At 37.5% G+C, this 12,078-nt stretch carries 8 protein-coding genes; 1 reads left to right on the top strand and 7 read right to left on the bottom strand.

Annotated features, from left to right (window positions below; genetic code table 11):
• Positions 1–2 precede the first annotated feature (2 nt).
• The 5 genes from MWU82_RS11200 to MWU82_RS11180 all read right to left on the bottom strand — a co-directional run bounded on the left by MWU82_RS11200 (position 3) and on the right by MWU82_RS11180 (position 5,528).
• Positions 3–755: a DUF6602 domain-containing protein gene (locus MWU82_RS11200; protein WP_247096449.1), complete on the bottom strand. Its 753-nt coding sequence runs from the start codon at positions 753–755 to the stop codon at positions 3–5.
• 312 nt (positions 756–1,067) lie between these two features.
• Positions 1,068–3,035: a VapE domain-containing protein gene (locus MWU82_RS11195; RefSeq protein WP_247096448.1), complete on the bottom strand. Its 1,968-nt coding sequence runs from the start codon at positions 3,033–3,035 to the stop codon at positions 1,068–1,070.
• Positions 3,001–3,306 carry a helix-turn-helix domain-containing protein gene (locus MWU82_RS11190; protein ID WP_247096447.1) on the bottom strand — a complete coding sequence of 102 codons (306 nt, stop codon included), beginning with the start codon at positions 3,304–3,306 and terminating at the stop codon, positions 3,001–3,003. Before MWU82_RS11190 ends, MWU82_RS11195 begins: the two co-directional genes overlap by 35 nt.
• A 214-nt stretch (positions 3,307–3,520) precedes the next feature.
• Positions 3,521–4,357, bottom strand: coding sequence for a hypothetical protein (locus tag MWU82_RS11185; protein ID WP_247096446.1), 837 nt, complete (start codon positions 4,355–4,357; stop codon positions 3,521–3,523).
• 28 nt (positions 4,358–4,385) lie between these two features.
• The gene (locus tag MWU82_RS11180) at positions 4,386–5,528 is read right to left on the bottom strand and encodes a phage integrase SAM-like domain-containing protein (protein ID WP_247096445.1); all 1,143 of its coding nucleotides are present in this window, start codon (positions 5,526–5,528) and stop codon (positions 4,386–4,388) included.
• 621 nt (positions 5,529–6,149) lie between these two features.
• Between MWU82_RS11180 and MWU82_RS11175 the strand changes: the two genes are divergently transcribed.
• Positions 6,150–7,481 carry a rhodanese-like domain-containing protein gene (locus tag MWU82_RS11175; protein WP_247096444.1) on the top strand — a complete coding sequence of 444 codons (1,332 nt, stop codon included), beginning with the start codon at positions 6,150–6,152 and terminating at the stop codon, positions 7,479–7,481.
• A 119-nt stretch (positions 7,482–7,600) separates the two neighbouring features.
• Here MWU82_RS11175 and MWU82_RS11170 read toward each other — a convergent pair whose 3' ends face one another.
• Together MWU82_RS11170 and MWU82_RS11165 are read right to left on the bottom strand one after the other, a co-directional pair.
• Positions 7,601–10,003: a glycoside hydrolase family 95 protein gene (locus MWU82_RS11170; protein ID WP_247096443.1), complete on the bottom strand. Its 2,403-nt coding sequence runs from the start codon at positions 10,001–10,003 to the stop codon at positions 7,601–7,603.
• 108 nt (positions 10,004–10,111) lie between these two features.
• Entirely contained in the window at positions 10,112–11,971 is a 1,860-nt protein-coding gene (locus MWU82_RS11165) for a right-handed parallel beta-helix repeat-containing protein (protein WP_247096442.1), read from the bottom strand.
• Positions 11,972–12,078 lie beyond the last annotated feature (107 nt).

Here is a 12,078-nt window from a genome sequence, read left to right as displayed (position 1 = left end):
TGTTAAAATGTTTTTCTTATTTGAAATGATTTATCAATAGGAAACCATAAATTACTATTCTCCATAACTGACCTTCCACTTATCCAATCCATTAAATTTGAAATAAAAAAAGAGAATGATAACTCTCTAATTTCATAAATATAATGTGGTTGGTTTTCTTCATTAAATTTGTGTTCCCAAAATTTATAAAACCAATTTTGATTCAATGAAATATGGTTGACACAAAATTTTTGACGATTTTCTTGTCCGCATAATTCAGTCCAAGGCACATATATTGCACTTGAAACAGTTTGAACATTGTTTACAGTTGATTCGTAAGAGAAAATCCCGTTAAATAAAGGTTTTGTCTTGTCAGATTTAGCATCAAATATAAATTTCGCATTTTCATTTGCCTTTCTAATGATATTGGCAAGTCCTTGATTAGTAGCATTTGCTTTAACTTCAATAATTCCAACTACTGAATCTGGAGTTAAGATTACAAAATCTGTTTCCTTAAAGAGTATCGGATAACTTGTGTCATAAATGATTAAATCAATTTGATTTGAAGATTTGTGATCACCTTTTTTAGCAGTTTGGTGTACAACGAACCCAGTTCCGATTCTGAACTTTTCAGGTAAAAAACGTTGAATCATAGTTTTAATAACAGCCTCCTTATACCTTCCATCTTCACCCCAATGGTCTATTAAATTCCTTACTCGATCTTTAATAGCAAGTAGTTCTTTTGTTGTTGATTTATGATAGCCTATCGTACTCAATATTATTAATTTTAATTGGAGTTATGAATCGAATATGGTTATTGACTATACCCCCCTTTTATAAATACTAAAATAGTTTATTTGGATTACACCCCAAGAGGGTTGTGACTGAAAAACTAAGTAGTTCGTTATATTTTACCTCACACATTGCAATGACTCACAGCTTACCTTTTGAAAAAAAAGGGGATGGGGGCAGGTTAGGGTGGATGGCTGCAACATTTATCTCGTTCTTAGTATTAAATACTATTTACTAGTAAAAAAGCTAATTATAAGAAAACTACTTAACCTACCCACCCCCATTTGCTTGACTGATTATGAAGCTATTTTTAAATTCATCACAGCTTTACCACCCTTATCTATTGCATAAACTCTTCTTCCTTCTCGCTTAACCTTTTCGAAACCCAGTTTATTAAGAGTTTTGCCCAATTGGATATTGTTGGTATTGTCCATGTTAACACCAAACTTTTGTTTAAGCAACACTAAAAACTCCCCTGAATTTAAATAATGATCGGCTCTCTTATTGTTGATGCTAGGTTGAAAATTCTCAATTACTATATCTTCGATAAATGACCTTTGTCTAAAACTCTCATTTCTCATGTTCAATAGCTCAATCTCCTCTCCATCAAAATAGTATTTAAACCCTTGGTCAAACAATGCCACTGCCTGAGAATACAAGCCCTTATAATTTATATTCCCATAATAATTTATTTTACTTACCCTAAAACAGAGATATCTTCTATTCCCCGTCGTATCAGTCAAAAATTCCTCATCATTCACCGAACCGACAAACGAAGCTCTCCTAGGTAAGTTTTCATCAATTCTGGCATATGGTCTTCTAACCTTAATCCTTGCTTTAGTGATTAGCTCTTTAAGCTCGTTATTTCCTTTTTTGGTTAAATTGGAAAGCTCATCCATATCTATTATGAGACATTCCGAAAGTTGAATAAGGGTATCTTTTGAATTTGGGTTTATCATCCCAGAATAGCTGTAGCTTCTTAATTCCAAGGGTAATAAATTTCGAATGAAAGTAGATTTTCCAATGCCCTGTTCCCCAGAAAATACTATTGCAGTCTGATTAACAATATCATCATGCAAACCACAGGCAACCATAGCCACAAACCAGCGTTTAAAAGCATCCTTGAAAAAGACATCATCATCGGTTGATATCCTAGATGTTAATTCTCCTATATGATCTGTTTTACCATCCCATTTAGGTAAATCCTTCACAAAATCCTTTAAAGGGTGAAATATGGCTGTAAAATCAGAATTCAATATATTATATAGACCTTCCCTCGAAGTATTTACACCATTACCTTTTAATTCTCTTAATATGGAATTCAGTTTATAGTCATTTAGCACTTCAAACTTTTTTTCAGCCGATTTCCCATACTCAATTGAACTTGTGAACAGATTGTATCTGAAATTGAAATTCCTTCTCAGGAATTCCTCCAATTGAGCTTTTTTACCTTCCTCCTTATTAGTAAGCTCGGCACTATTCATGTATGCACTTTTTATTGTATTCAAGACCTCCGTTTTATCATAACCATAGTCTTTAAGCACAAAACGCTCTGTAACGGTCTTTGGAATACCTAACCTATTGCAATTACAAGCTAAGAAATGAATATAATTGTTCCGTTCCCCTTCAATAAATTTAAATTTACCCTTTGTGGATGCTATAGCCGATTGGTAATCTGCATAAAAAGTATCTATTATTTTAAATTCATTGGACTCTGGATTATAATAAAGCTCTGGGTCATAAGAAACAAAGCATAATCTAGACACATCTTTTCCGCTCTGGTCAATTTCTACTCCCATTAAAGATTCATAGTGATTTTTGACCTGTTCAAAGGCAACATCATGCATATCTTTATCAGTATCTACCTTTATAAGGATTTTAAGTCCCGTGCCTGATGGCGAGATAAATACAGCGTATGAATAAAGACATTCTATTGCGCTTTTCTTAACTTGTTTAATCTTGCGTTCCCCAAGTTTGTCTATATCCAAAACCACTAATTTTGAATACACTGATAAATCTGATGCCTTATGTGAATTTTTAAAGGTACCGCATGGAGTAAATGATGCCAACTTCCTTTTACTACTACTGTAATCCTCACCTGTAGCCTGTTGATCTCTAATAGACAAAATCAATTCCTTTTGAATGGAACCTTTTTTGATAATTGAAAGCACTTCCTGCAAATTTATATCAGACTCTTTCTGATATAAATTTAAAAAGAAGCTTACGGTTTTAGACTGTAGCATAACTTCCTCCTTTCTTTCCATTTAAAAAATTAATCACATCTTCATACCTGTAAAGTGGTTTTCTTCCTGCCTTAGCCATTGGAACTAAAATTCCTTGCTTGCTCCAGTTCCACAATGTACTTAATGCTTTGACATTGCACATTTCGGCCACTTCTTCTCGAGTTAAAAATTCTTTCTTTGAATTTGGTGGGGTTTGGAAGCTTTTCTGCTCATTATATTTCATTAAGAGCTTTTCTGTAATACTATCGGTTAGCTCATCTACCGAATACTGAGATAAAATCATTTTATTCATAATTAAAATTTTAAAGATTATGACCGCAATTACGAACAAATGTAAAGACCTCAAGATACTCTGTTTTAAAACTAAGAGTGTGCGTCAATAAATTAGTTAAAATACACTTATTTAAATTACAAATAGCTGATTTTAAAGTATATACAAATTAATAATTTACCTTCGTAGTTTAACTAAATTAACCCCATAAATAATTTTTTTACAACTAAGAGTGCTAATCCACCAAATGATTAACAAATGCGATTAGGTTTTTGCGCTTTTCCTGATTTTGAGTTTCTTTCTGGTTCAGAAAATCAGCTGGAACTAATGTTTCACCTTTCAAAAGAAAAAACTCTGAAGTAATAAGCCAGTGCTTATTTTTTGTATTTCTTATTATCTTATAATTTCTAAGAAGCCTTATAAACAGAAATAATGAAGACTTTTGATCTATCCAATTAATTTTATTCTCCATACGTCTACCTTCGAATAAGCACTTGAACGTATCAAAGGAATCTGAATAAGCAATAAACTCAGGCCTCACCAAATACTCTTTATATAAATCCTTTAACCTTTTTTCATCTATGTGGCTAGTGAATGAAAAAGATACTATGGACTCCTTTAGATAGAACCACTTGGATAAAACCGTACGATTACTGTTGTTTAAATCAAGGTGATATGAAACAAATATCTCTTTTAAAATGTCCTGCAGAACAATTCTTATCAAACCCAAATAATCATCATTATAAAAATTGCTTTGACTACTTCGTGTAATCTGATTTCTGATGGTCAACAAAATATTTACAACTTCATTTAAATAAATGATTTTATTTTGAGGTATTAAGCAATATTCAAACTCAAATCGCCTGAATGCTTGCGCCTGAACATCCTTTAATCTATTATAGAAACTAATTCCTTCTTCAAATTTATTAAGATTCTCAGCTGGATATTCTTTCTTAAGGTATTCTTCCACAAAATAAAAGGGATGCATAATCAAATCTCCTTGGTGGATATAATAGGACCCTTTCGGGGCATGATCTTTAAACAATTGACTGAACTGCAAATTCTTATCCATATTGAAAACTAATTTGATTTAGCTACAATTAATCCATGTTCGTACTCCATAACTCTTTTACCTTTTCAAAATGCTCCTCTTGGGTGGTTTTAATATATTTAATAAACTGCTGCTCTGATTTATGGTTAGTAATAGCCATAATAGTCTGATTAGGTAGTTTTCCGTAAAGATTAGTTGCAAATGACCTCCTATTAGTATGTGATGAGACTAATTGATATTTCGGGTAATATCCTTTTTCTTTCCTCTTCTTTTCTGGGTTCATTTTACTGCCCATGACCATTTGATTAATCCCAACCTTTTCGCAGACCTCTTTCATATACAAATTAAACTTCACGTCCGAAATTACCTTTGGCAATTCTCCATTGTTTTCATTCAAAACCGATTTGATATGTGGGTGAATGGGAATTCTAATTGTTCCTCCAGTTTTCACGGAATCGACAATCTCAATCTGATTATCGGTAAAATTATGCTCATGAATTTTACGTAAATCTGAAATACGTAGGCCAGTCCACAAACCAATTAACATCAATTGGCGCACATTGTTCAACCGTGGATTACTTGTAAAATCAGCCTTAAAAATCAGATCTATTTCCAGTTCATTTAAATATACATCAATGGGCTTTTCCCTTCTAGCCGTAAAGTTTCTATGTTCAAATTCTGGACTAACCTTTAAGCCAATTGTCTTGGCCTCTTTACAAAAACTTTTAATTTGATCAATATACTTACTAATGGTCGTTGCTCCGTATTGACCTTCAATTTTCAAGAAAGAAAGAAAAGCTCTATGAAAAGCCAAATCTATGTCCCATATTTTAAGTACAACTTTTTCCTTTTCCTGGAACTCTTCCAACCTACTTAGAGTTGTATTGTACTTTTGAATTGTTCTTGGGCTAATAATTCTACCTGTAGAAGGGTTAATTCTTTCTTTGGAACCTTCTATATAATCCTTAACAAAAGGAACAAAATATATTTCCTTGTCCGATGTTTCATTGCTTGGTCTATTATTGAATTTTGACACAACTCCATCTAACCAATCTTTATTTAATACTCCACCATCAGAATAATGCTGATTAAAGCTTACCAGTATAAATTCTTTAAGCGAAATTAATTTAGGATTAATAGTTGAAGCATCGAAGGCGGTAGTTGCCCCTGTCGTAATTCTCTGTTGCTTCATCGACCAACTTTTGGGGTTAATTAGATATCCAGTATTACAAGTGATATCGAATGCTCTACCATTATAAAACCTTACATAAAGGGACGAAGGATTCTTTTTGGATTTAACCAAATATTTGATGTTTGCCATATTTTCAAATTCAATACAATATAGAAAAATTTTCCCGATATTTTCCCGACATTAACAAAATGAATTAAAATTCTAATGGTTCTGAAAAAATCAAATACATGAAATACACTAGGGATTACAGGTATTTTAGAGGTTTTCGATTTTACCCGAATCATAGACATTCAGAAGATGTAGAACAGTTCCCGCTACTAGGAAAGCCTTTCAGAAATGAAAGGCTTTTTTTTATGGAGTATGCTGAGCAAGTGTACTTGCTTAAGCAGGCGACATAAAAAAATGACAGCGCAACAGCGCTGGAGCTTTCCTTGTAAAGCCACCCTCAAGGCCCAAAGAGCCAGCGCAGCGTAAGAGTCAATCCTGTTCCCTCTCAATTTTGACTTCAACTTAAATTAGCTCACACATTTTTCTTTAGACGCAATACTTATATTGATAGAGCCCGTGTAGCCGAATATTTTTTTACAGATTGTATTGTTATTCCTTTAAACAAAATTGACTATGAAAGTTAAACAGTTTGAATACAAACCCTTAGCACATTATTCCTATGCCCTAATCAGTGATGGGGAAATGGCAATCATAGATCCAGAGCGCAATCCTATGCAGTATTATGCTTTCGCCAAGACCAATAAGGCCAAGATCATTGCGGTCATTGAAACCCATCCACATGCCGACTTTGTGAGTTCGCATTGGCAAATTCACCAAGAAACCGGGGCAACCATCTACAACAGTAAAAAATTGGGAGCGGATTATCCGCATAAACCCTTTGATGAAGGGGACTCCATTAAAATTGGAAAAACAACCCTTAATGCCATCAACACCCCCGGCCATTCGCCGGACAGTATTTCCATAGTTGCAAGAGAAGGAAAGGAGACCATATTGTTTACAGGCGACACCTTGCTTATTGGCGATGTAGGCCGACCTGACCTTCGTGAAAAAGCCGGCAATATGAAGTCCAAACGCCAAGAAATGGCCGAATCCATGTACCATACCGTACAGCATAAGTTCAAAAATTTGCCCGATGAGGCCATCATTTACCCTGCCCATGGTGCCGGTTCGCTATGTGGAAAGAGCCAAACCGATGCCAGCAGCAGCACCTTGGGGAATGAGCGTAGGGACAATTGGGCATTTAAGAAACAGACACAAGAACAATTTATAAACGAGTTGCTAGATAGCCAGCCCTTTATTCCTTCTTATTTTGGGTACAACGTGGACGTGAACAGGCAGGGTGCTGCAATGCTTCGCAATGCCATTGCTGAAGTACCTTTTAAACTGAAAACCACCACAGAAGGATTGATTGTGGATGTGCGCCAGGAATCCGCTTTTAAAAAAGGACACCTAAAAGGAAGCATCAACATTCAGGCTTCCTCTGAAGACGCTCCCTTTGAAACTTGGTTGGGTGCCATCATAAAACCAGAGGAAAAATTCAGCTTGGCCATAGACGTTCCAAAGGATTTGGAAACAGTCTTGCAACGAGTGGCAAAAATTGGATATGAAAAGCAACTGCAAATGGTATTGACCCTTCCCAAAGAGAACCTGGTTAAAACACCTCTATTGGATCTTCAGGATTTTAAAAACAATCCCGACCACTATACCATCGTAGACATTCGCAACAAGAGCGAGGTGGCCGAGGGCAAAATCTTTAACAGTGCATTGACCCATCCTTTGAACCAATTGCGGGAAACAGCAGCCAAAATCCCCTCCAACAAACCCATTGTGGTGCACTGTGGCGGCGGTTATCGTAGTGCGGCAGGAAGTAGCATTCTAGAAAGCCAATTGAATGGTGCTACCGTTTTTGATCTGAGCGATGATGTGACCCAGTTTAAGGATTGATGATAAAAAAGAGCTCCCTGGCATTAATAACTTAGGGGTTTGGAGGTTAGTATCCAACAAAAAAGGAACAATAGTTTCCTATTGTTCCTTTTGCTACCAACTCACATCAGCTTTCTTAATTAGTTGGGATTGTCCATTACAAACTTGAAAATTTCTTTTTCCTTTAACTGAATGGTTTTTTTCAATGTACCGTATGAAACTTTGATTTCTTGTTCCTCAGGTGCCAGGATATTGGCATAAATTAGTTGTCCATTTTCCCATTTCATATCTACGGTTATGTCTCCCCTTGCCTTAAGCCCATTTACACTGCCCGTTGGCCAGGCTTTAGGTAAGGCCGGTAATAACTCTATGGCTCCGGAATGACTTTGTAAAAGCATTTCTGCTACTCCTGCGGTGGTTCCAAAATTAGCGTCCATTTGAAAAGGCGGATGCAGTCCAAATAAATTAGCAGCAGTACTTTTGCTGAGGACGGTTTCCAAACTACTCTTGGCTTTATCACCATTGCCCAAACGCGCGTATTGGTTAATGAGCCAGGCTGCACTCCATCCCGTACCTCCCCCACCATTGGCAATTCTATAATCCAAGGATTTCCCAGCGGCTGCTGCAAGATCGGGAGTCTCTATCCTACTGATTTGATTTCCAGGGTGAAGGGCAAATAGGTGTGAAATGTGCCTATGCCCCGGTTCTACTTCCTCAAATTCCTCTGCCCATTCCATTAAACGGCCATCACTGCCTATTTTTGGTCCTAAAAGGGAATTCCTTGCTTGGCTTACCTTTTGGACATAGGAGTCGCTTATTTCAAGTTCTTTGGAAGAATAAAGAAAATCGGTAAAAAGTTGCCAGATTACTTGTTGATCATGGGCAGGTCCCATGCTGATCTGACTTCGACTGCCATCTGGCGCGATAAAGGTATTTTCAGGGGAAACTGCAGGTCCGGATACCAACTTCCCTGTTTTGGGATCTTCTACCAACCAGTCCATATAGAATTCAACCGAGCCTTTTAAAACAGGATACATCCGTTTTAAAAAATCCTTGTCCTTTGAAAAATTATAGTGCTCTGCAATATGGGTACTTAACCATGCCCCGCCACCAGCATGCATCCCCCAAGAGGCGCTTTCCCCAGGAGAGGTATAGCCCCAAACATTGGTGATGGGGTGAAGCACCCAACCCTTGTTGTGATATTGTACCTCAGCAGTCCTTTCGCCCGAAGGCACCAAGGAGGTGATTAAATTGAACAATGGCATGTGCAATTCTGATAAATTAGTAGTCTCTGCCAACCAATAGTTCATCTGTACATTTATATCGGTATGGTAGTCCCCATTCCATGGAGTTTGAATTTTATTGGCCCAAATCCCCTGCAAATTGGCGGGTAGCGTACCTGGTCTGGAAGAGGAGATCAAAAGGTATCGCCCGTACTGAAACATTAATTCCTCTAGGTGAGGGTCATTTTTGGTCTCCTTGTACCTTTCCAATCTGGTACCTGTCGGCATAGAAGTTATAGGGTCTGGAGTAATATCCAAACTTACTCGCTTAAAGTAGTTTTGATATTCCTGGGTATGATCTAATAATAGCTGATCAAAAGATTTGGCCAAGGCCTTATTTATATTGGCTTCAGTAATATTTATATAATCCCGGCCCTTGTAATTTGGTGGATCTAAAACATAATCTGTTGAGGCTGATAAATATAGAGTGACTTCATCCGCATTTTCAACTACCAGTCTATCACCTACATATTGCAAAGCACCTTTTTTATTGGCGCCTTTTAGTCGGGTCATATATTGCAATCCATCTTGTCCCTTACCGTTGGGCAATGCCCCTGACATGATCAACTGCTCATCTTCAGAATAAGTTTTAAAATTCTCAGGCCGGTCCATAGTAGCATTGAAGGAAATTTGACCAGGTTTATCCGCTGTAAATCGAACTATCATAACCTGATCGGGATAGCTGGTAAAGATTTCCCTTTTGTAATTCACCCCATTTTGGGTATAGCTTATGCGTACTATGGCATCATCAAGATCCAACTCCCTATGGTAGTTTTCATAAGGCTCTTTTTGTCCATTATCTATCCAAAGGTCTCCCAAGGTTTGAAAGCATCCAAAAGGAACTTCGGCCCCATTCCCATGCCCAGAGCCCTCCCCTTTGCAGATCTGGGTACTATTGGTAAGTTCGGTAGCTTCTTTGTAATTGCCATTGAACAATAGCTCTCTAATTTTTGCCTGAGCGGCAAATGCCTCTGGATTATCATTATCATCCGGACTACCGGACCACATACTTTCTTCATTCAATTGGATTCGCTCCAAATTAACATCTCCAAACACCATTGCCCCAAAGGATCCGTTGCCCAAGGGGAGCGCCTTTAGCCATTCCGCATCGTCTTTCCAACCATTTGGATTGTCCTTCACAGTTGCCAAGGCCGGTTTATCATACCATATTTTCAGGGGTTCCCGCGGCGATTCCTTTTTTTCGGTGCTGCACGATGTGATCAATAATAAAATACTAAGTATTACAGTGGTATGCTTCATTACTGGGATTGTTATTGAATATTTTGGTTTAATATATTGTAAATTCTTGGGTTTGTTCTTTCGGTTCTTTGTCGTTATTTAAAGTACATTCCGCTTTAAAACAGAAGTCTATTTTGTAATAAGTTGCAATTTGTTTTTGGCATCATACTTTATTTGTGACCTTTTCATACCCTTGGTCTGGATCATAGTTTCCATTCCATTGGTATCCATAACATTCGACCGAATACTAACATCCTCACAGTGTTCCAAAAAAAACATGGGCTGAGTACTAATAGGAAAAATATCCTGGTCTCCTTTCAGCACCTTGTTGCGTTCAAAAGTAATATTCTTCGTGGCTCTAGCAAACAATAATGGGGGACCAAAAAGCGTGAACTCATTATCTACAATACTAATATTGGAATGAACATATTGATTCTTTACAAAACTATGGGTCTCCGGCATAATGGCAATGGGATAGGTATTGGGAAAGGAATTGTAACCACATTCAATAAATTTATTATTCCTGATCGTAAGGTCCTTTACCGCTCCCGATTCATACCACGAATTACAGTCGTTGGCAATAAGAATGGCATGCATGCCGGTTCTAAAAAAAGTATTACCCTCTATCACTACCTTTTTTCGGGTTGTAACTAGAAGTCCTCGTGTATTGGTATGTTCAAATCTATTGTTCCTCACTACTAATTCAGGGGTTTTGGTGAGGTTTTCCACACAATGCTTCTCTTTCAATTCCTTTGGCACCGGGCGGTCCAATTTTAGTTCCAGCTCCCTTTTCGACAGTTTTGTTACCTTTTTTACCACCACATTTTCATATACCAAAAGATTCTCATTGTCCACATAGCCAATGGAATCCCCTGCTTCAAAGGCCATCAAGTTCCAAGTCTGATGGTGCATAAACCGCACTTTTATCCTATCCCCTTCGTGGCCGACCACTCGCAAATGGGTCCCATGAACATTTACGGGGTCGTCATGAGATCCTGAAAAAAGACTGTTTTCTATGGAAATTTCACCATAGCAACCGGAAAAATGAAGAAAATCGGCAAAACCGGCAATAATCCTTCCTGTTTCGGACCTAGGTTTCGCTCTAAGACCATTTACGGAAATGTTCTTCGAAAATTGGCTTACCATCCCCAAACCATGCATGTAATGAAAGCCTATGTTCTCAAAGGTTAAATTCTCTGAAAAATGATTGAGTACGCCCAAACAATCGCGGTAGGTATCCCGCATCGTTAAAACATCACCCTTTGCTAATCCCACATTAGTGAAATCTCCTCGGAATTGAATTTGGCCATTCCCAAGGTCCGTAGCAACGGCATTTTCAAAAGCCGGGTTCCTAAAATAATACATTGCTTCCTGGTCTGGGTCAAATTTGATAGTATGTAATTTCCCTGATTTCCAACCCTCGCCATACCACACCACTTTTTGATCGATAACTGAATAGCGAGAATCTCGATGAACTTCCACCAAGGCAAAATCATCTGTCACCTCCAATATTGTGAATTCGGACATAGAAGGCCGCTCGTAGTCGAAACCTATATTTTTTACAGTAATATTCCGGCTATTAATATTCGCCAGATGTACCATTTTACCATGGCTCATGATGATAGTTTCATCCCCTTCCAAGGTAATGTTACTCATATTCTCCAATAGAATACCCACATTTTTAACCTTGCTCAGAGAGTCGGACTCGGTAGCGTTAGAAACATAAAGCTCCCTTTTGGCAGCTTCGGCAGGCCATAGGTCGATACGCCCTTTTGGAAATCGCACTACGGCAGATTCATATTTCGCGGCATCGGCCAAAGCTCGGGTAATTGCCGGTACTGCATCCTGAAAGGAATTGGCCCTAACCCCATAATCCTTGAGGTCTATTATCTGTTGGGCACTTAAAACACTGGTAAAACAGAGCATTAAGAAAATAAAACTGAATCGCATAAAATTTAATAATTGAGTATTGGCAGATTTTATATTCATAAACTGCAATGATAAGATTTTACTCCAAATATAGTAAGCCTCCCTTAGGCGGTATCATCGAAATTTCGAATTTTGTGATTTCAGGGGTATATAATTTTACTTTTTTT

The sequence above is a fragment of the Arenibacter sp. S6351L genome (genome assembly GCF_023016025.1).
Classification (GTDB): domain Bacteria; phylum Bacteroidota; class Bacteroidia; order Flavobacteriales; family Flavobacteriaceae; genus Arenibacter; species Arenibacter algicola_B.
Note: the sequence above shows the minus strand (reverse complement) of the source record. Positions and strands in the feature narration are given on the sequence as shown.